Source organism: Pseudomonas sp. GW821-FHT05D12, assembly GCF_059419825.1.
Map to the genome: position 1 here is coordinate 48,663 of NZ_JBWKSN010000019.1, position 21,069 is coordinate 69,731.

General features: G+C 60.3%; 15 protein-coding genes. 6 read left to right on the forward strand and 9 right to left on the reverse strand.

Going from position 1 to position 21,069, the window contains the following annotated elements; translation table 11 throughout:
- The first annotated feature begins 12 nt into the window (after window positions 1–12).
- From infB to AC07SI_RS27740, 6 genes are all read left to right on the forward strand, one after another.
- Entirely contained in the window at window positions 13–2,538 is a 2,526-nt protein-coding gene (infB, locus tag AC07SI_RS27715) for a translation initiation factor IF-2 (RefSeq protein ID WP_025857113.1), read from the forward strand.
- Window positions 2,539–2,697: 159 nt separating this feature from the next.
- Window positions 2,698–3,093 carry a 30S ribosome-binding factor RbfA gene (rbfA, locus tag AC07SI_RS27720; protein ID WP_016973761.1) on the forward strand — a complete coding sequence of 132 codons (396 nt, stop codon included), beginning with the start codon at window positions 2,698–2,700 and terminating at the stop codon, window positions 3,091–3,093.
- A 3-nt stretch (window positions 3,094–3,096) separates the two neighbouring features.
- The gene (gene truB, locus AC07SI_RS27725; protein WP_034117853.1) at window positions 3,097–4,014 is read left to right on the forward strand and encodes a tRNA pseudouridine(55) synthase TruB; all 918 of its coding nucleotides are present in this window, start codon (window positions 3,097–3,099) and stop codon (window positions 4,012–4,014) included.
- Window positions 4,015–4,173: 159 nt separating this feature from the next.
- On the forward strand, window positions 4,174–4,443 hold the full coding sequence (gene rpsO / locus AC07SI_RS27730; protein ID WP_003176135.1) for a 30S ribosomal protein S15: 270 nt from the start codon (window positions 4,174–4,176) through the stop codon (window positions 4,441–4,443).
- 194 nt (window positions 4,444–4,637) lie between these two features.
- A complete protein-coding gene (gene pnp, locus AC07SI_RS27735; protein WP_017528788.1) occupies window positions 4,638–6,743 on the forward strand; it encodes a polyribonucleotide nucleotidyltransferase in 2,106 nt (701 codons plus the stop codon).
- A 295-nt stretch (window positions 6,744–7,038) separates the two neighbouring features.
- The gene (locus AC07SI_RS27740; RefSeq protein WP_065910272.1) at window positions 7,039–7,659 is read left to right on the forward strand and encodes a BON domain-containing protein; all 621 of its coding nucleotides are present in this window, start codon (window positions 7,039–7,041) and stop codon (window positions 7,657–7,659) included.
- 248 nt (window positions 7,660–7,907) lie between these two features.
- Here AC07SI_RS27740 and AC07SI_RS27745 read toward each other — a convergent pair whose 3' ends face one another.
- From AC07SI_RS27745 to AC07SI_RS27785, 9 genes are all read right to left on the reverse strand, one after another.
- Entirely contained in the window at window positions 7,908–10,838 is a 2,931-nt protein-coding gene (locus AC07SI_RS27745; protein ID WP_495006924.1) for a DUF748 domain-containing protein, read from the reverse strand.
- An 87-nt stretch (window positions 10,839–10,925) separates the two neighbouring features.
- Window positions 10,926–11,942 (reverse strand): class I SAM-dependent rRNA methyltransferase, encoded by a 1,017-nt coding sequence (locus AC07SI_RS27750; RefSeq protein WP_495006925.1) that lies wholly within the window; start codon window positions 11,940–11,942, stop codon window positions 10,926–10,928.
- 57 nt (window positions 11,943–11,999) lie between these two features.
- Window positions 12,000–12,869, reverse strand: a complete 870-nt coding sequence (locus AC07SI_RS27755; RefSeq protein ID WP_495006926.1) for an oxygenase MpaB family protein — start codon at window positions 12,867–12,869, stop codon at window positions 12,000–12,002.
- A gap of 6 nt (window positions 12,870–12,875) precedes the next feature.
- Window positions 12,876–14,813 carry an acetate--CoA ligase gene (gene acs / locus AC07SI_RS27760; protein ID WP_213552459.1) on the reverse strand — a complete coding sequence of 646 codons (1,938 nt, stop codon included), beginning with the start codon at window positions 14,811–14,813 and terminating at the stop codon, window positions 12,876–12,878.
- 164 nt (window positions 14,814–14,977) lie between these two features.
- Window positions 14,978–16,642 (reverse strand): glucose-6-phosphate isomerase, encoded by a 1,665-nt coding sequence (pgi, locus tag AC07SI_RS27765; protein ID WP_065910282.1) that lies wholly within the window; start codon window positions 16,640–16,642, stop codon window positions 14,978–14,980.
- A 213-nt stretch (window positions 16,643–16,855) separates the two neighbouring features.
- Window positions 16,856–17,704: a pantoate--beta-alanine ligase gene (gene panC / locus AC07SI_RS27770; protein ID WP_495006927.1), complete on the reverse strand. Its 849-nt coding sequence runs from the start codon at window positions 17,702–17,704 to the stop codon at window positions 16,856–16,858.
- Window positions 17,701–18,501, reverse strand: coding sequence for a 3-methyl-2-oxobutanoate hydroxymethyltransferase (gene panB / locus AC07SI_RS27775; protein ID WP_495006928.1), 801 nt, complete (start codon window positions 18,499–18,501; stop codon window positions 17,701–17,703). Before panB ends, panC begins: the two co-directional genes overlap by 4 nt.
- A 365-nt stretch (window positions 18,502–18,866) precedes the next feature.
- Window positions 18,867–19,352, reverse strand: coding sequence for a 2-amino-4-hydroxy-6-hydroxymethyldihydropteridine diphosphokinase (folK, locus tag AC07SI_RS27780; protein WP_495006929.1), 486 nt, complete (start codon window positions 19,350–19,352; stop codon window positions 18,867–18,869).
- Window positions 19,353–19,354: 2 nt separating this feature from the next.
- A complete protein-coding gene (locus tag AC07SI_RS27785) occupies window positions 19,355–20,758 on the reverse strand; it encodes a polynucleotide adenylyltransferase PcnB (RefSeq protein ID WP_065910290.1) in 1,404 nt (467 codons plus the stop codon).
- Window positions 20,759–21,069 lie beyond the last annotated feature (311 nt).

A 21,069-nucleotide genomic window follows, 5' to 3' on the forward strand; every position in this document is an offset into this window, starting at 1 on the left:
GGAGAGAAGTGCATGACGCAAGTCACGGTGAAACAACTGGCCGATGAGGTCAAAACACCGGTAGAGCGCCTGTTGCAGCAGATGCGTGAGGCAGGTCTGCCGCACACCGCCGCCGATGAAGGTGTGAGCGATAGTGAGAAGCAGTCTTTGCTGACTCACTTGAAGAGCAGCCACAAGGCGAAAGTGGAAGAACCGCGCAAGATTACATTGCAGCGCAAAACCACCAGCACACTGCGTGTTGCTGGTAGCAAGAGCATCAGCGTTGAAGTACGCAAGAAGAAAGTCTTCGTACAGCGCAGCCCGGAAGAAATCGAAGCCGAGCGCAAACGCGAACTGGAAGAACGTCGCGCAGTAGAAAATGCTGCTCGTCAGAAGGCTGAAGAAGAAGCCAAGCGTCGCGCCGAAGAAGAAGCGCGTCGCCAGCCTGCTGCTGCGCAACCTGCTGCCACTGAAGCAGTCGCCGCGCCAAGCGCGCCGGTAGAAGCTGTGCGTGAGGCCGCTCCGGTTGCCGCCGCACCTGCTCCTGCAGCTGACGCCCGCAAGCGCGACGAACCGCGTCGTCCAGACAAGCCACGTGCCGACGATAACAATCGTCGTGGTGGTGGCGGTGATGGCGAGCGCAAAAACGCTCCGCATCGTGCGTCGGTCAAAGAGAAAGCGCCTGCTCCACGCGTTGCCCCACGTACTACCGACGAAGAAAGCGATGGCTTCCGTCGTGGTGGTCGCGGCAAGGCCAAGCTGAAAAAACGCAACGCCCACGGTTTCCAGAGCCCAACCGGCCCTGTCGTGCGTGAAGTGAAGATCGGCGAGACCATCACTGTGGGCGATCTGGCCCAGCAGATGTCGGTCAAGGCTGCTGAAATCATCAAGTTCATGTTCAAGCTGGGTACTCCGGCCACCATCAACCAAGTACTGGACCAGGAAACTGCCCAACTGGTTGCTGAAGAGCTGGGCCACAAAGTGACCCTGGTCAGCGACACCGCCCTGGAAGATTCCCTGGCCGAGTCCCTGAAGTTTGAAGGCGAGGCTGTTTCCCGTGCGCCGGTCGTGACCGTAATGGGCCACGTTGACCACGGTAAGACATCCCTGCTCGACTACATCCGTCGTGCCAAGGTAGCTGCAGGCGAAGCCGGCGGCATTACCCAGCACATCGGCGCTTACCACGTTGAAACCGACCGTGGCATGGTGACGTTCCTCGACACCCCGGGTCACGCCGCGTTTACCGCAATGCGTGCTCGTGGTGCCAAGGCGACCGACATCGTGATCCTGGTGGTTGCAGCGGACGACGGCGTGATGCCACAAACCATCGAAGCTGTTCAGCACGCGAAAGCGGCTGGCGTGCCGCTGGTGGTTGCCGTGAACAAGATCGACAAGCCGGGCGCTGATCTCGATCGCATCCGTAGCGAACTGTCGGTTCACGGCGTGACTTCCGAAGAGTGGGGTGGCGACACTCCATTCGTACCGGTCTCTGCGAAGATGGGTACCGGCGTTGACGAACTGCTCGAAGCCGTTCTGCTGCAAGCCGAAGTTCTGGAACTGACTGCTACCCCATCGGCTCCTGGCCGTGGTGTCGTGGTTGAGTCCCGCCTCGACAAGGGCCGTGGCCCGGTGGCGACCGTCCTGGTTCAAGACGGTACCCTGCGCCAAGGCGACATGGTGCTGGTCGGTTCGAACTACGGCCGTGTACGTGCCATGCTCGACGAGAACGGCAAGCCAATCAAGGAAGCAGGTCCAGCTATCCCGGTCGAGATCCTCGGCCTGGACGGTACGCCGGACGCTGGCGATGAGATGAGCGTGGTTGCCGACGAGAAGAAAGCCCGTGAAGTGGCTCTGTTCCGTCAAGGCAAGTTCCGCGAAGTCAAACTGGCCCGTGCTCACGCTGGCAAGCTGGAAAACATCTTCGAGAATATGGGCCAGGAAGAGAAGAAGACGCTTAACATCGTCCTCAAATCTGACGTCCGTGGTTCCCTCGAAGCGTTGAACGGCGCCTTGAACGGCCTGGGTAACGACGAAGTGCAAGTGCGCGTTGTCGGTGGCGGTGTCGGTGGTATCACCGAATCCGACGCCAACCTGGCACTGGCTTCCAACGCTGTACTGTTCGGCTTCAACGTGCGTGCCGATGCTGGCGCTCGCAAGATCGTCGAGCAGGAAGGCCTGGACATGCGTTACTACAACGTCATCTACGACATCATCGAAGACGTCAAGAAGGCCCTTACCGGCATGCTTGGCAGTGACGTCCGGGAGAACATCCTGGGTATCGCCGAAGTACGTGACGTGTTCCGCTCGCCGAAATTCGGCGCGATCGCCGGCTGCATGGTTGTCGAAGGCACCGTGTACCGTAACCGTCCAATCCGCGTACTGCGTGAAGACATCGTTATCTTCGAAGGCGAGCTGGAATCCCTGCGCCGCTTCAAGGATGACGCTTCGGAAGTACGTGCCGGCATGGAATGCGGTATCGGCGTCAAGAGCTACAACGACGTCAAGGTTGGCGACAAGATCGAAGTCTTCGAGAAGGTTCAGGTTGCTCGCAGCCTCTAACTCGCGCACTTCAGGAGCCACACGGCGTGTGGGCATGCAGATGCCCCACGCAGTGTCCGGACTCTAAACGCAACGCCCGGTCTGGCTTTTGTCAGGCCGGGCGTTTGCCGCTTTCAGACCCCACGGGTTTCACCGTGTGGCAGTAACAGGTAACAAGACATGGCAAAAGAATACAGCCGTACCCAGCGTATCGGCGATCAGATGCAGCGTGAGCTGGCCCAACTGATCCGTCGCGAAGTCAAAGATCCGCGCGTTGGCCTGGTCACCATCACCGCTGTTGAAGTGAGCCGTGACGTTGGTCACGCGAAGATTTTCATCACCGTGATGGGCCAGGACAGCAGCGAAGAAATCGCGCAAAGCATCAAGGTGCTCAACTCGGCTGCAGGTTTCCTGCGCATGCAGTTGGCCCGTGAGATGAAGCTGCGCAGCGTGCCCCAGTTGCACTTCCACTACGACGAAAGCGTCGTGCGTGGTGCGCACCTGTCGGCACTCATCGAGCGCGCCGTGGCTGAAGACAGCCAGCACCCGTCCACACCTGAAGACGCCAAGGAGTAAGCGGTGGCTCAGGTCAAACGTATTCGTCGCAATGTCAGCGGCATCATTCTGCTCGACAAACCCATTGGCTTTACCTCCAATGCTGCGTTGCAGAAGGTTCGCTGGCTGCTCAATGCCGAGAAGGCCGGGCATACCGGCAGCCTCGATCCCCTGGCCACCGGTGTATTGCCGTTGTGCTTTGGCGAGGCCACCAAGTTCTCGCAATACCTGCTCGATTCCGACAAGGGTTATGAAACCCTGATGCAACTGGGCAAGACCACCACCACGGCTGACGCCGAAGGTGATGTTCTGCAGGTTCGCGACGTGACCGTTGGTCGTGCTGATATCGAGGCTGCTTTACCCGCTTTTCGTGGAGAAATCAGTCAGATACCGCCGATGTACTCGGCTCTCAAGCGCGATGGGCAGCCTCTTTACAAGCTGGCACGTGCGGGCGAAGTAGTGGAGCGCGAACCGCGTTCTGTTACTATTGCGCGCTTGGAATTGCTCGCCTGTGAAGGTGACACTGCGCGCCTGGCCGTGGACTGCAGCAAAGGCACCTATATCCGTACCCTGGTGGAAGATATCGGTGAAAAGCTCGGTTGCGGCGCGTACGTTGCAGAGCTGCGACGTACCCAGGCCGGACCTTTCAGCCTGGCCCAGACGGTGACGCTGGAAGAGTTGGAGGCGGTTCACGCCGAAGGCGGCAATGAAGCGGTGGATCGCTTCCTGATGCCATCGGACAGCGGTTTGCTGGATTGGCCATTGCTGCACTTCTCGGAGCACAGCGCGTTCTACTGGCTCAACGGCCAGCCGGTACGTGCCCCGGATGCCCCGAAGTTCGGCATGGTGCGAGTACAGGATCATAACGGTCGCTTTATCGGTATCGGTGAAGTGAGCGAAGACGGGCGCATCGCGCCGCGTCGACTGATTCGGTCAGAATGACCGGAACCAGTTTGTGGTAAAAGCGCAGTAGATTTTACGCAAACTGGAACGAGGGTGGCTGTTAACAGGCACGGTCACTACTCATTTTTAGATACAGGGATTTGTCCCTGGCCTGTTGAGACTGCCCTTTGGGTAGTTTCCTGAAAAAAGGATTGCCTCATGGCTCTCGACGTTCAAGAAAAAGCACAAATCGTAGCTGACTATCAGCAAGCTGTTGGTGACACTGGTTCGCCAGAAGTGCAAGTTGCACTGCTGACCCACAACATCAACAAGCTGCAAGGTCACTTCAAGGCCAACGGTAAAGATCACCACTCCCGTCGTGGTCTGATCCGCATGGTAAACCAGCGCCGTAAGCTGCTGGACTACCTGAAAGGCAAGGATCTGGGTCGTTATCAGGCTCTGATCGGTCGCCTGGGTCTGCGTCGCTAATAAGCGATTGCGCTAGAGGTTGGTTGTCTGCCGTGTGTCAGTGGGATTCCCGCTGGCCCATGGCAGGCTCCCAGCCTCAAGTTTTATCTGGACACACGTTTTACCCTGGACAGCGGTCGGGCCGACTCCCGGCATTGCCCAAGAATTTCGCAAGAAGACAAGTTCCCCAAGAGCCACAAAGAAGGTAGGACACCGTGAACCCGGTTATCAAAAAATTCCAGTTCGGTCAGTCGACCGTTACCCTCGAGACAGGCCGTATCGCCCGTCAAGCCTCCGGCGCAGTGCTGGTCACCGTTGACGATGACGTCACCGTACTGGTGACCGTAGTCGGCGCGAAGACCGCTGACCCGAGCAAGGGCTTCTTCCCTCTGTCCGTTCACTACCAGGAAAAGACTTACGCTGCCGGTAAGATCCCTGGCGGTTTCTTCAAGCGCGAAGGCCGTCCTTCCGAGAAAGAAACCCTGACTTCCCGACTGATCGACCGTCCGATCCGTCCGCTGTTCCCAGAAGGCTTCATGAACGAAGTGCAGGTTGTCTGCACCGTCGTTTCCACCAGCAAGAAAACCGATCCGGACATCGCTGCGATGATCGGTACTTCGGCTGCCCTGGCCATCTCCGGTATTCCTTTCGATGGTCCGATCGGCGCAGCCCGCGTTGCTTTCCACGAGAGCACCGGTTACCTGCTGAACCCGACTTACGAGCAACTGAAAGCATCGAGCCTGGACATGGTCGTTGCCGGTACCTCGGAAGCCGTTCTGATGGTTGAATCGGAAGCCAAAGAGCTGACCGAAGACCAGATGCTGGGCGCCGTGCTGTTCGCCCACGACGAATTCCAGGCTGTCATCAAGGCTGTCACCGAACTGGCTGCCGAAGCTGCCAAGCCGACCTGGACCTGGGCTGCTGCCCCGGAAGCCACCGAACTGCTGGGCGCTATCCGCTCCGAGTTCGGCGCTGCTATCTCCGACGCCTACACCATCACCGTCAAGGCCGACCGTTACGCTCGCCTGGGCGAGCTGAAGGATCAGGTTGTGGCCAAGCTGTCCGGTGAAGAAGGCCAGCCTTCCGCCAGCGACGTCAAAGCTGCATTCGGTGAAATCGAATACCGCACCGTTCGCGAAAACATCGTAAACGGCAAGCCACGTATCGACGGTCGCGACACGCGCACCGTGCGTCCGCTGAACATCGAAGTCGGCGTTCTGCCGAAGACTCACGGTTCGGCCCTGTTCACCCGTGGTGAAACCCAGGCCCTGGTAGTCGCGACTCTGGGTACTGCCCGTGACGCACAGCTGCTGGACACCCTGGAAGGCGAGAAAAAAGACCCGTTCATGCTGCACTACAACTTCCCTCCGTTCTCGGTGGGCGAGTGTGGTCGCATGGGTGGCGCTGGTCGCCGCGAAATCGGTCACGGCCGTCTGGCCCGTCGTTCGGTCCAGGCCATGCTGCCGGCTGCTGACGTGTTCCCGTACACCATCCGTGTTGTCTCGGAAATCACCGAGTCCAACGGTTCCAGCTCGATGGCTTCCGTGTGCGGTGCTTCCCTGGCACTGATGGACGCTGGTGTGCCGATGAAGGCACCGGTTGCCGGTATCGCCATGGGCCTGGTTAAAGAAGGCGAGAAGTTCGCCATCCTGACCGACATCCTGGGTGACGAAGACCACCTGGGCGACATGGACTTCAAAGTAGCCGGTACCGCCAAAGGTGTGACCGCGCTGCAGATGGACATCAAGATCAAGGGCATCACCGAAGAGATCATGGAAATCGCTCTGGGCCAAGCCCTGGAAGCGCGCCTGAACATCCTCGGCCAGATGAACCAGATCATTGGTCAGTCGCGTACCGAGCTGTCGGAAAATGCTCCGACCATGATCGCGATGAAAATCGACACTGACAAAATCCGTGATGTCATCGGTAAAGGCGGCGCGACCATCCGTGCGATCTGCGAAGAGACCAAGGCTTCGATCGACATCGAAGACGACGGCTCGATCAAGATCTTTGGCGAAACCAAGGAAGCGGCTGAAGCAGCACGTCAGCGCGTTCTGGGCATCACCGCTGAAGCCGAGATCGGCAAGATCTACGTCGGCAAGGTTGAGCGCATCGTCGACTTCGGCGCATTCGTCAACATCCTGCCTGGCAAGGACGGTCTGGTTCACATCTCCATGCTGAGCGATGCTCGCGTCGAGAAAGTGACCGACATCCTGAAAGAAGGCCAGGAAGTGGAAGTGCTGGTACTGGACGTGGACAACCGCGGCCGTATCAAGCTGTCCATCAAGGACGTAGCAGCAGCCAAGGCTTCGGGCGTTTAAATACCCGCAGGCTTTAAGCTGGAAAAAGGACCCTTCGGGGTCCTTTTTTTATGTCCGTGAGAAAATGCCGGTAAATCAGGCGCTTAGTAAAACGAAAAAACCGCAACTTGCATGCAGCATCGGTCAGGTTCATGCAAGTTGCACGATTCCGAAAATAGCGTGTTTTCTTAACGTATTGTTTTATAAGGATTTATTTTGATATCGAGACTTGGCACACTGTCTGCAATATCACTGTTAACGCTGCAGCATCAAGGTTCACACACTGCAGACTTTTAATAAAACAGGAGTTACTCGTATGAAGAAGTTCGCTCTCGCTACTGCTACCGCTCTGACCCTGGCCATGGGTGCTAACGTGGCCTTTGCCCAGACTTCCCAAGCTCCAATGACCATGGCGGCGGGTGAAGCCACCAAGGCAAAAGAAAGCGTTTCGGATACTTGGATCACCACCAAAGTTAAGTCTGATCTGCTGACCGAAAAAGGCATTCCTGGTTCGGACATCAAGGTTGAAACCAACAAAGGTGTGGTTTCCCTCTCGTCGACCGTAGCCATTTCGGATTCGCAAAAAGCGACCGCTGTAGCGATCACCAAGAAAATCAAAGGCGTAACTGCAGTTTCTGCTGATGGCCTGCTGGCTGGCGGCGCTACCAAGGCAGACAACGTCGACAAAACCAAAAGCGCAGCTGCAGGTGCCAAAGAGTCCACCTCGGACACTTGGATCACCACCAAAGTGAAAGCTGACCTGGTAACCGAGAAAGGCATTCCTGGTACCGACATCAAAGTCGAAACCAATAAGGGCGTAGTTTCCCTGTCCTCTTCGGTCGCTGTGACTGAAGCGCAGAAAACTACCGCGGTGAACATCACCAAGAAAATCAAAGGCGTTAAAGCTGTATCGGCCGATGGCCTGAAAGCAGAGTAACGCTTACCCATTCGTCTGAACTAGGCGAAGGCGGCAACGAGTGAGCTAGATATCCACTCAATGCACCTCACGAGTTCATGCGACCGGCCACAAGGATGTGGTCATTACAGGCCCCGGCATTCGTGTCGGGGCCTGTTCTATTCTGGGCCGAAACAAAATCCCAATGCGGCATCGATCAAATGTGGCAGCAGGCTTGCCCGCGAATTCGGTGTGTCAGCCCATAGTGACTGACGCACCGCCTCCGCCAGCTACTCGGCATCCAGGTGCATTGGCGTCACCACCCGGCCATCCTTCTCGGCTTGGCCCAGGTTGGCATCGATGAAGTACACCCGGTCATCTTCCAACTGCCCTTTATCCACCAGGTAATCCTTGATGGTACTGGCGCGATCCTGGCCGAGCTGGCGCAGCAGCACATCACTGCTGCTCCAGAACTTGATTACACCGTCTTTCAACTTGGCCGTGCGGTCGTCGCGGCTGAGGTCTTTCCACTCGGCGGGCGGCTGCTGCTTCAGGCGCGTGCGGTAGATGCCTTCCAACAGCGGGGCCTTCTCGCTTTCCGGAACCACCAACAACGATGCCTGGGCCGGGACCTTGTCGCCACGGCGCTGGAGCATCTTGTAGTAGTTATATTGGTATTCACGCTCCAGGCGCTGGGAGGCAAGGAACGGACCGTCGCTGCTGGCCGCGGCAGTACCTTCGATTTCCAGGCGCAGGGTAGGGCGTTCCTTGAGTGCCTTGGCCAGCATATTCAGTGCACCTTCGGCGTCCTTGCTCAATTCGCTGGAGCCGGCGGCGAAGGACACATTGCCCAGGTCCTCCGAGCCTCCCCCGGTGATCAGCCCACCGATGAATTTGAACGGCGCCGTCGCCGCGCGTACCACCAGGTTTCGCAGGGTCTGCCAGACGATCGGCATCACGCTGAATTGCGGGTTGTTCAAATCGCCGGTGACCGGCAGTTCGATCGAGATCTTGCCGTCGCTGTCCTTGAGCAACGCGATGGCCAGGCGAATCGGCAGGTCCACGGCATCGGCGCTGTCGACTTTCTCACCCAACTGCAGTTGCTCGACCACCACCTTGTTTTCGGCCTTCAGTTGGCCTTTGGTGATCACGTAGTGCAAGTCGAGGTTGAGACGGCCCTTGCGGATACGGAAGCCGGCGAACTTGCCCGAGTAAGGCGTCAGGGTGGTCAGCTCGACACGTTTGAAGCTGGTGGCGATATCCAGCGCCGCCATCGGGTCAAACGGGTTCACGCTGCCTTTGATGGTGACGGGGGCGTAACGGTCGACCTTGCCCTTGATGTCGACGCTGGCCGGTTTGGCCTGGCGGCTGTCGATGGTGCCGATCTGCCCGTTGAGTTGTTGAATTGCCGTGGCGAAGTTGGGCGTGAGGCTGAAGTCGGCGAAGTTGGCCGAGCCGTCGTTGATCGCGATTTGCCCGACATGAATGCCCAGGGGGTTGTCTTTGCTGGCCGGTTTTGCCGCTGACTTGGCGCCACTGTTGGCTGGCTGTGGAATCAGCAGGTCATCCACGTTGGTGGTGCGATCATCGTTGATCATGAACCGTGCATACGGTTGCAGCAGGTTGACCTTGTCAATCGACAGGCTCTCACCGTGCTGGTAGTTCACGCCTTCCAGCACCAGGCGCTGCCACTTCACGAAGTCGCGGGTCTTCAGGGTGTCGAGGGTGTGCAACTGGTCGACTTGCGCCCGGCCCGTTACCTGGAGTTTCAGCGGATCGGCGCTCTTGAGGTTGACGTCCAGATTGCTGCCGAGCATGCCGCTACGCAGTTCCAGGCGAATAAACGGGCTGATATAGGACTGCGCCACCCGAAGGTCGATGTCCTGGGTATTCACTTTCAGCTTGGCGCTGATCGGGTTGAGGTTGACCTCGCCGGTTGCCTGGATCTTGCCCTGCTTGCCCAGGCCGGAGTCGACCTTCAAGGTGAAGGGGCTCTGGTTGAGGCTGTCGAAGTTCTGCATGTCGACGTTCAACGGGCCCAGTTCAAGCGCGACGGCGGGTTTGACCTGGCGGTCGGCCAGGTGCACTTGATAGTTGCGCAGTTGCACATCCTTGAGCAGCACTTGCCAGGGTTTGCTCGGCGCGGCGGGTTCGGGTTTCGGTGAGTCAGCGGTGGCCGGCGCCGTGGCAGGTTCCGGCGCCTTGGCCGGTTTGCTCGGTTGGCTGGCGAACAGTTTCTGCCAGTCCAGTTGGCCGTCGGCTTCACGGGCGGCCCAGGTTTCCAGTTTGTTGCTGCGGATCTTGCCGATGACGACCTGCTGCTTGGCCAGGTCAACCGTGGTCTCACTGACGTCCAGGCGCTCCAGGCGCACCAGCGGGCGACCATCCGGCGCGTTGATGGCAAACGGCGCGACGCTCGCTGCGGTGTTGGTCAGGTTCAGCTCGGTCTCTTTGGCCAGGCTGAATCGGTAGTCGGTACTGAAGTTGAGTACGCCGTCTTCGAGCACCAGTGGCAAGGCGTCGCGTACATAAGGCCACCAGGCTTTCATCTTGCCGTCGGTAACCTTCAGGGTCCCTTCGGAAATGATCGGCACTAAGCTGAAATTGCCTTTCCAGTCGATCCGCCCGCCTTCAGGGCCGGCGGCCACCAAGGTCATGTCGGCGTTGTCTTCGGGCAAGGTGCTGAGGTTCTTCAGTTCGAAGTCGAGCGTGTCGTAGAGAAATTCGATAGGTTCGCTGGGGCGCAGGTCCTGAAAGTGCACATAGCCGCCCGCCAGCTTGATGCTGTCGATACGCAATGGAAACGGCTTGGCATTGGGATCGGCCGGGCTACGCTCGCTGGGCGGCAGCTTGAACAGCTGCGCCAGGTTCAACTGGCCGGACTTGTCGAACAGCAGTTCGGTCTTGGGCTTGTCCAATTGCACATCGGCCAGGTGCAGCGCGCGAGTCCACAGGCTGTCGATCTGCAGGTTGGCGTAGAGACGCTCGAAACCCACTTGTTCCTTGCCCGGCTCGCCGATTTTCAGGCCCCATGCCGTCACTTCCAGGCTGAACGGGTTGAGCTCGATGCGCTCGATCCGGGCCGGCACCGTGGCGTAATGGGCCAGTTGTTGGTTGGCAATGCGAAGGGCGATGCCCGGCAGAATCAGAAAGCCCAGCAAGCTGTACAGGGCAAGGGCGGTCAACAGGGCGCCAGCGGCGCGAATCAATCCTTTGGGCATGGGTGACGCCATCTATGTCGAACAAGAGTGCCTTGGAGTATGGCACGGGATTTCGGTTCCGAAGTACGCGGCTTCTTGGGAAAAGTACTACAGCTGCAGGATCAGGGTCTTCAACGGCGGCTGTTGGTCTTGCGAGGGAAAGTCCGCGCCAGGTGTCATGATCTGCCAGTCGCGTACCGGCCGCCCGGCTTTCTCGGCGCAGCGCAGCACCTGGTCGCGCCAGTCGTCCATGCTGACTTTTGCGAGGTTGTTGCAGCAGATCAGCACGCCGTTGTCGGCGGTGGCGAGCAGCGCCGGCTTGAGCAGGCTCTGGTAGTCGCGCAGCAGGTCGACAGTGCCGAATGCGCTCTTGGCCCAGGCCGGTGGGTCGAGCAATACCAGATCATATTGACGTGGCTCCAGGCGCTGGTAACTCGGCAGCTTCTGCCCACGACGTTGGGTAATCGGCAAGCCGGCCAACTGGCGAATCGCAGGGAAATAATCCGACTGCACAAACTCCATGGTCGGCAATTGCGGGTTGAGCAGGCCGTTCTCACGGCCGACCGCCAGATTGCCTTCGGCGAAGTCCAGGTTGCACACCTCGTGGGCGCCGCCGGCTGCGGCACTCAAGCCGACGCCACAGGTGTAGGCAAACAGGTTCAGCACGCTTTTGCCCGCGCTGTGCGCCTTGACCCAGCCGCGCGTGTTGCGCAGGTCGAGGAACAGCAACGGGTCCTGCCCGGCATGCCGCCCGCGCACGCGGTAATTGAGGCCCCACTCGTGGCCGATCATGTCTTCCAGCGCAGCGGGCTCGGCGCGGTACACCGTGTCTTCGCGGTCGATTCGCGAGTTGCCCCGGGAGCGGTCGTTGTACACCAGCAGCAGTTCCAGGCCCAGGTGTTGGTTGATCTGTTGATGCAGCGCCAGCAGGTCGCTGGTTTCCAGGCTCTGGTGGAAGCTCTGCACCAGCAGTTGCGGGCCGTAGCGGTCGACGGTCAGGCCGCCGGCGCCTTCCTGGCTGCCATGGAACAGCCGATAGCAATCGGTGCCCTGGGCATGCAGCTCGTTGATCAGGTCTTGGCGTTGATCGAGGGCGGCGCGCAGCGCCTGATTCAAGGAAGACATGGAGCGCGCCTTGCTGGGGAAATAAGGGCGCGGAGTTTAACAGTTATGCGCCACGGCCTACATCAACCCCATCCGCCGATGGGCGCGTTGCACCGAACCATTGCGCATCGCCCAACGCAGCAACGGCGCACTGCGCTTGACCCCGGCGCGGATCATCTGGCGCTGCAGCGGGCTCTGCTGTTGGTCGAGCATGGCGCTTGCCCAGTCCGGCAGCAGATCAATGCCGGCCTGCATCATCAAGGCACCGAAAGGCTTGGCCAGGTGGCTGGGCGCAGGCGAATTGAGCAGCAGGCGCAGCACTTCATGGCTGCGCTCGTCGCACAGCAGTTGAGGACGAATACGCGCCATGTAATCCGCCACTTCCTGCCGCGAGCGAGGCACATGCCGCGCGCCCAGTCGCTCGGCGACCAAGGCAATTTCGCTGTAGTAACGGTCCTGATCCCGACCCGACAGGTGCGGGTTGCGATAGCGCAGGTGGGCCGCGAGGAAATTGCTCACCTCGGCCACGTGCACCCAGGTCAGCAGCTCCGGATCGCTGGCGGCATAAGGTCGCCCGTCCGGTGCATGGCCGACCACCTGCAGGTGAATGGTGCGGACTTTTTCGATCAGCCATTCGGCATCCTTGCGCGAGCCGAAGGTGGTCCCGGAGATGAACTGCGAAGTCCGCCGCAGCCGCCCGAGCATGTCCTGGCGGAAGTTCGAGTGATCCCACACGCCCGCCAGGGCCAGCGGGTGCAAGGCTTGCAGCATCAAGGCGCTGATACCGCCGATCAGCATGCTGCTGAAGTCGCCATGCACCTGCCAACTGACCGAGTCCGGCCCGAACAGGCCTGGGTCGCCCTTGGGGTTTTCCAGGTCCAGCTGGCCCAGTGACAAGCCCGTCAGGCTCATCAACTGGGTTTCGATACGGCTGCGCAGAAATTCCATGGTGTCCTATCGGTTCAGGCGTTTGTCGATCAGGCCGTCGACCACACTCGGATCGGCCAAGGTGGAAGTATCACCGAGGCTGTCGAGTTCGTTACAGGCGATCTTGCGCAGGATCCTGCGCATGATCTTGCCCGAGCGAGTCTTCGGCAAAGCGGGCGCCCATTGGATCAGTTCCGGCTTGGCAAAGCTGCCAATTTCCTTGCTGACCAGCTCCAGCAGGTGCTTTTTCAATGTGTCATCGGGCTCGACGCCATTCATCGGGGTGACGAACGCATAAATGCCCTGGCCCTTGACGTCATGGGGGTAGCCGACCACGGCCGCTTCGGCCACCTGGTCATGCAGCACCAGGGCGCTCTCCACTTCGGCGGTGCCGATACGGTGGCCGGACACGTTGATCACATCGTCGATGCGCCCGGTGATCCAGTAGTCGCCGTCTTCGTCGCGCCGGGCGCCGTCACCGGTGAAGTAGTAGCCGGGGTAGGGTTTGAAGTAGGTGTCGATCATGCGCTGCGGATCGCCATACACACTGCGGATCTGCCCCGGCCAACTGGCCTTGATCGCCAGCACGCCGCTGCCGGCGCCGCTGATCACCTTGCCGTGCTCATCCAGCAGCACGGGCTGTACGCCAAACATCGGCTGGGTCGCACAACCCGGCTTGATCCGCCGGGCGCTGACCAGCGGGCTGAGCATGATGCCGCCGGTTTCGGTTTGCCACCAGGTATCGACAATCGGGCAGCGCTGTTCGCCGACCGCGTTGAAATACCAGTCCCACGCCTCCGGGTTGATCGGCTCACCGACACTGCCCAGCAGGCGCAGGCTGGCGCGGGAGGTGCTCTGCAAGGGGCCATGGCCTTCACGCATCAAGGCGCGCAGGGCGGTGGGCGCCGTGTAGAAGATATTGACCTGATGCTTGTCGATCACCTGCCAGAAGCGTGAGCTGTCCGGGTAGCTCGGTACGCCCTCGAACATCAGCGAGGTGGCGCCATTGGCCAGCGGGCCGTACACGATGTAGCTGTGGCCGGTGACCCAGCCGACATCGGCGGTGCACCAGAACACCTCGCCGTCGCGGTAATCGAGCACGTACTTGAAGGTCATCGCCGCCTGCAGCAGGTAGCCGCCGGTGGTGTGCAGCACGCCCTTGGGCTTGCCGGTGCTGCCGGAGGTGTAGAGGATGAACAGCGGGTCTTCGGCGTCCATGGGCTCGGGTGGGCAATCGTCGCTCGCGGCTTCCAGGGATTGCCGATACTTCAGGTCGCGGCCTTCGCTCCAGTTCACAGTCGCGCCGGTGCGCTCGACCACCAGCACCGTACTGACGTCCGGGCAACTGGCCAGGGCCTTGTCGACATTCTGTTTCAGTGCCACCGGCTTGCCGCCGCGCACGCCTTCATCGGCGGTGATCACGGTGCGGCAGTCGGCATCGAGGATGCGGTCGCGCAAGGCATCCGGCGAGAAACCCCCAAACACCACCGAGTGCACTGCACCAATGCGCGTGCAGGCGAGCATGGCGTAGGCCGCCTCCGGGATCATCGGCATGTAGATGCACACCCGGTCACCTTTCTTCACGCCACGGCTTTTCAGCACGTTGGCGAGGCGACAGACGTTTTGGTGCAGTTGGCGGTAGGTGATTTTGGAAGCGTTTGTCGGATCATCGCCTTCCCAGATGAAGGCCGCCTGATCGGCGCGTTGCGCCAGGTGACGGTCGATGCAGTTGTAGCTGACGTTCAGTGTGCCGCCGGCGAACCACTGGGCGGCGCCGGTGTGGATGTCCGACTGCTGGACGGTGTGCCACGGAGTTATCCAGTCGAGAAAGGCCATGGCCTGTTCAGCCCAGAAAGTATCCGGCTGGTCGATGGATTGGCGATAGAGGCGCTGATAGTCCTCTTGGCTGAGTTGCGCAGCCCGGCGGACGGCATCGGCGGTGGGGAATTGGCTGAGGTCGAACATGAGCGGTCCTTATTCTTGTTTTAGCGACAAGAGGGGAGCCGTGCGACCCTCGTAGGCGCTGGCTTGCCGGCGATGGCGTCCTGAAGATCGCCATCGCTGGCAAGCCCGCTCCTAAACAGGGTGTGCTCCCGCAGGTTCAGACCGTAAGTGTAGTGCCGATCCCTTTAACCGCGGTGACGACCGCGGAAGTAGTTGATCAGGCCCTGGGTCGAAGCATCCTCGGCGGAGGTTTCTTCGGCGCCGGTCAGACGGTTGTAGACGCCCTTGCCCAGCTCCTTGCCCAGCTCCACGCCCCATTGGTCGAAGGCGTTGATGCCCCAGATCACGCTCTGCACGAACACCTTGTGCTCATACATCGCCACCAGCGCGCCCAGGCGGCGCGGGCTGATCCGTTCGACCACAAGGGTGTTGCTCGGGCGGTTGCCCGGGATCACCTTGTGCGGCGCCAGTTTCTGCACTTCGGCTTCCGGCAGGCCTTTGTCGCGCAGTTCGGCTTCGGCTTCGCTGCGGGTCTTGCCGAGCATCAGCGCCTGGCTCTGGGACAGGCAGTTGGCGTACAGCCACTGATGGTGATCGGACACCGGGTTGAAGCTGACAATCGGCACGATGAAGTCAGCCGGGATCAGTTGGGTCCCCTGGTGCAGCAACTGGTGGTACGCGTGCTGACCGTTGCAGCCGACGCCGCCCCAGATCACCGGGCCGGTATCGGTGGACACCGGCGTGCCATCCTGGCGCACGCTCTTGCCGTTGGATTCCATGTCCAGCTGTTGCAAATGCTTGGTGATGTTACGCAGGTAGTGGTCGTACGGCAGGATCGCATGGCTCTGCGCGCCCCAGAAGTTGCCGTACCACACGCCCAGCAGGCCCAGCAGCACCGGCATGTTCGACTCGAACGGGGCATTCTGGAAGTGCTGGTCCATGGTGTAGGCACCGGACAGCAGCTCCTTGAAGTTGGACATGCCGATGGCCAGGGCGATGGGCAGGCCGATGGCCGACCACAGCGAGTAACGACCGCCGACCCAGTCCCACATCGGGAAGATGTTCTCTTCGCGAATACCGAAGGCCACCGCTGCCGCGTTGTTGCTCGATACGGCGATGAAATGGCGATACAGCTCGGCTTCCGAGCCACCCTGGGCCAGGTACCAGGCGCGGGCGGCCTGGGCATTCTTCAGGGTTTCGAGGGTATTGAAGGACTTCGACGAGACGATAAACAGCGTGGTCTCGGCGCGCAGCTTCATGGTCAGTTCGTGGAACTCACTGCCGTCGATATTCGCCAGGTAGTGGCAGCGCACGCCTTTATGGGCGTAGGACAACAGCGCTTCGGAGACCAGCTCCGGGCCGAGGAACGAGCCACCGATACCGATGTTCACCACGTCGGTGATCGGTTTCTCGGTGTAGCCACGCCATAGGCCGTCGTGGATGCGGCCGACCAGGTCAGTGATCTGGTTCAGCACCTTGTGCACGTCCGGCATGATGTTCACGCCGTTGACCGACAGCTTGTCGCCCACCGGGCGGCGGAGTGCGGTGTGCAGGGCCGGGCGGCCTTCGGAGGAGTTGACTGGCTCGCCGGCGTACAGGGCGTCGATCGCGCCTTTGAGATTCACTTCCTTGGCCAGGCCCACCAGCAGGTCGCGGGTTTCGCTGGTGATCAGGTTTTTCGAGTAATCGAGGAAAAGTCCGCAGCTGCTCAAGGTGAACTGGGAAAAACGCTGGGGATCGGCAGTGAACGCTTCGCGCATGCTGAAATCCTGCATGGCTTGGCGATGTTGATTGAGCGCTTGCCAGGCGGGCAGAGCGGTAACGTCATGAGGAGTGCGGTAGTACGCCATCGCTGCGGGTTTCCTTTTATTACGGGGACTGCCTTTAGGACACTTCAAAGCCCGGAACGTCCAGTCTTTCATCAAGGGCGGGTTCCGGACAGCGCTAACCATAGCGCAGGGCGATTACATTAAACCTAGCGTGTCGATATGTCTTGGCTTTGTCTGCGCTGTGGCCGGTACTTTTTTATACCGGCACAGCGAGGAGGGCAACTGGCGGGGGGATCAGAGGTTCAGGTGCAGGTTGTCGATGAGGCGGGTAGCGCCCAGATAGGCGGCGACCAGGATCACCACATCGCGGTCCTCGGGCGTGGCCGGGCGCAGGTTCACGCCCTGGCGCACTTCAAGGTAATCCAGGCGCAGCCCGGCGGCTTCGATCTGCCGAACCTGTTCGGCGCGCAGCGTGGCGAAATCGTGGTCACCGTCTTTGATGGCGGCGGCGATCTGGCCGAGGCTGCGGTACAGCACCGGGGCGATGGCGCGTTGCTCATCGCTGAGGTAACCGTTGCGCGATGAGAGCGCCAGGCCGTCATCGGCACGCACGGTCGGTTCGCCGATGATCTGGATCGGCATGTTCAGGTCATGGACCATGGCGCGAATCACCGCCAGTTGCTGGTAGTCCTTCTGGCCGAACACGGCCATGTCCGGCTGGACCATGTTGAACAGCTTGCTGACCACCGTCGCCACGCCCTCGAAGTGCCCGGGACGACTGGCGCCGCACAGGCCTTCGGACAACTGCGGGACGCTGACGCGGGTCTGGCCGCTCATGCCGCCGGGGTACATTTCCTCGACGGTCGGTGCGAACAGCAGGTTGCAGCCGGCTTGCAGGAGCTTTTCCTGGTCCGCGGCCAAGGTCCGCGGGTATTTGTCCAAGTCTTCGCCAGCGCCGAACTGCAGTGGGTTGACGAAGATGCTCGCGACGACGAAGTCAGCCTGTTGCGCGGCTTTGGTCACCAGGGTGGCGTGGCCGCTGTGCAGGTTGCCCATGGTGGGCACGAAGCCGATGCGTTTGCCGGCTTTACGGGCATGGGCGACGGCAGCCCGCAGTTCGCGGACGGTTTTTACGGTGTTCATGCAGAGAATCCGTGTTCGGCGCCGGGGAAGGTCACGCCTTTGACTTCGGCGACATAGGCGCTCAGCGCGGCGTGGATGCTGTCCTGGCCGGTCATGAAGTTTTTCACGAACTTCGGCACGCGGCCGGTGAGCGACAGGCCGAGCATGTCATGCAGCACCAAGACCTGGCCATCGGTGGCCGAGCCTGCGCCAATACCGATCACCGGCACTTTAACGGCCTGGGTGATTTCTGCTGCAAGTTCGCTGGGCACGCATTCGAGCAGGATCATCGCAACGCCCGCTTGTTCCAGGGCGATGGCATCGGCACGCATCTGGCGCGCCTGGGCTTCGTTGCGGCCTTGTACCTTGTAGCCGCCGAGGATGTTCACCGACTGTGGCGTAAGGCCCATATGTGCACAGACCGGCACCCCGCGTTCAGCCAGCAGGCGAATCGACTCGGCGAGCCACACGGCACCTTCCACCTTGATCATATGCGCACCGGCACGCATCAGCTTGGCGGCGTTATGGAAGGTTTGTTCGACGGTGGCGTAATCCATGAACGGCAGGTCGGCGATGATAAATGCGCCGTCGTTGCCGCGCTTGACGCTGGCGGTGTGATAGGCGAGTTCATCGGTGGTGACGGGCAGCGTGCTGTCATTCCCTTGAAGAACCATGCCCAGGGAGTCACCTACCAGCAACACTTCAACCCCGGCCTGGCAACTGGCTTGGGCGAAGGTGGCGTCATAGCAGGTGAGCATGGTGATTTTTTCACCTTTGAGCTTGAGGCTCTGCAAGGTGGTCAGGGTAATGTCTGGCATGAAAAGGGTCCTCGTTCAGGCGCTTGGAAACAGCGAGTAACGCGCGTGAGTCTTCGTTTATACAGGCGCACTGTCTTGAGAGCAGTGCTTATAAGGCCTGGATTGCGCCCTTCAGCGCCGGGTTGGCGGCAGCGGGACGCCTATAGTCGTGAGGAGGACACGGGAAGTCAATTGGATGTGTTACCGCATTGTTACGATGGCGGTGTTACCGCTGTTACTGACGCGATTCAGCAAGTGGGAAGGGATTTTGAGGGCGTAGGTGAACAAAATGTGGGAGCTGGCTTGCCTGCGATGCAGGCGCCTCGGTCTTTCAGTGAAACCGAGGTGATGCTATCGCAGGCAAGCCAGCTCCCACATTGATTGAGTCAGTTTTGGGGCAAGCGTTCCAGACCGACAAACGGGCAGGCGGTCAGCAAGTCGTTGAGCGTTTGACCGTTGGGCATTTGCAGCGATGCGGGCGCTAGCTCAGCCAGCGGGTACAGCACAAACGCGCGCAGGTGCATCTGGTAATGGGGCACCTTGAGGCGCGGCTCGTCGATCAGGCGATCGCCAAACAGCAGGATGTCCAGGTCCAGTGTGCGCGGCCCCCAACGCTCGAGGCGCTCGCGGCCCTGATCGTTTTCGATGGCTTGCAGCGCATCCAGCAGCTGAAGGGGCGCCAAGCTGCTGTCCAGGGCCGCCACCGCGTTGGTGTAGCGCGGTTGGCCCGGGAGCAGGGAATCGCTTTGGTAAAACGCCGACACACCGGCGACGGTGGTCCCCGGTAGTTGTGCGAGCGCTTCGATGGCGCTGCGCAATTGCTGATCCGGGGCGGCCAGGTTACTGCCCATGCCGATGTAGATACGTTCCACGTTTATTCGCCTGCGGCGCCCGAGGCATCGGCGGCGCTGCGCTTGCGCTTGGTACCGCTGCGACGACGTTTCTTCGGCCCTTCGCCGGCGCTCTCGCCCTTGCTGCCAAGGTCGCGAATCATGTCGCGGCGCTGGCTTTCATTGGCGTCCTGGTAGTCGGTCCACCATTCACCCAGGCCATCGGTCTGCTCGCCGGCGCTTTCGCGCAACAGCAGGAAATCGTAGCCGGCACGGAAGCGCGGGTTGTCCAGCAGCAGGTCGGCGCGCTTGCCGCTGCGGCGTGGCAGGCGCTCCTGCATGTCCCAGATCTCGCGGATCGGCAGGGTGAAGCGTTTCGGAATGGCGATGCGCTGGCACTGCTCGGCGATCAGCTCATGAGCCGCTTCCTGCATGGCCGGAATCGGCGGCATGCCACGCTCTTGCAGGCGCAGTACGCGTTTGGGCAGGGCCGGCCACAACAGCGCGGCAAACAGGAACGCCGGGGTCACCGGTTTGTTCTGCTTGATGCGCAAGTCGGTATTGATCAGCGCTTCGCTGATCAGCGTGTGGGTGTACGTCGGGTTGTATTCCAACGCCTCGGCACTGGCCGGGAACAGCGGATCGAACAGCTGCAGGTCGACGAGCATTTCGAAGGTGTCGGCAGCGTAGCCCGAGAGGAACAGCTTGAGCACTTCCTCGAACAGGCGCGCCGAAGGAATCTCGCGCAGCATCGGTGCCAGGTCGCGGATCGGCGCGGCCGTGTGCTTTTCGATGCCGAAGTTGAGCTTGGCGGCGAAACGCACGGCCCGCAGCATGCGCACCGGGTCTTCCTGGTAGCGCTGCACCGGGTCGCCGATCAGGCGGATCAGGTTGTTGCGGATGTCGTGCACGCCATTGGCGTAATCGAGAATGCGCTCGCTGACCGGGTCGTAATACAGGGCGTTGATGGTGAAGTCGCGGCGCTGCGCATCTTCTTCCAGGGTGCCATAGACGTTGTCGCGCAGGATGCGCCCGCTTTCGTTGCGGGAAGACTGGTTGGTGTCTTCCTCTTCATCGTTTTGCGGGTGGCCGGCGCGGAAGGTCGCCACCTCAATGATTTCGCGGCCGAAGTGGATATGCACCAGCTTGAAGCGGCGGCCGATGATGCGCGCATTGCGAAACTCGGCACGGACCTGTTCAGGCGTGGCGCTGGTGGCGACGTCGAAATCCTTGGGTGTGATATTGAGCAACATGTCGCGTACGCAACCGCCGACCAGATAAGCCTGGTAGCCGGCGTTCTGCAAACGTTCGACGATGTTCACTGCATAACGGCTGAACTGAGCGCGCTGCAGCGAATGCTGGCTGCTATTGAGCACTTCAGGCGTGCTGCGTTTGTGTTGCGTACGACGCAAGGGAGAACGGAATGACTGGAACAACTTCTTCAGCATGGGATGCACTGTTTGAAGGAATGTTCGGCCATAACGAAGAATGACCGCATGATGGGCGGGGATTCTAGCATTTAGTCAGGGGATGGTGTAGGAACAAGCTGCAGGCCTTGCGCCATAAGCCTTAAATCGTCAAATGCTCGAGTTTTCATACGGAAACTACAAGGGGAGCCGAAGCTCCCCCAGAAGTAGTTGCGTGCTCTATTTTTATTATTGATTTCGGGCTTCTTGTTTTTGTTGATCGCCCTCGCCATGAAGCTTCACCTTCATGACACTCCCAATCGGGAGTCAAGAGCAAACGGATTGCTTTGGTC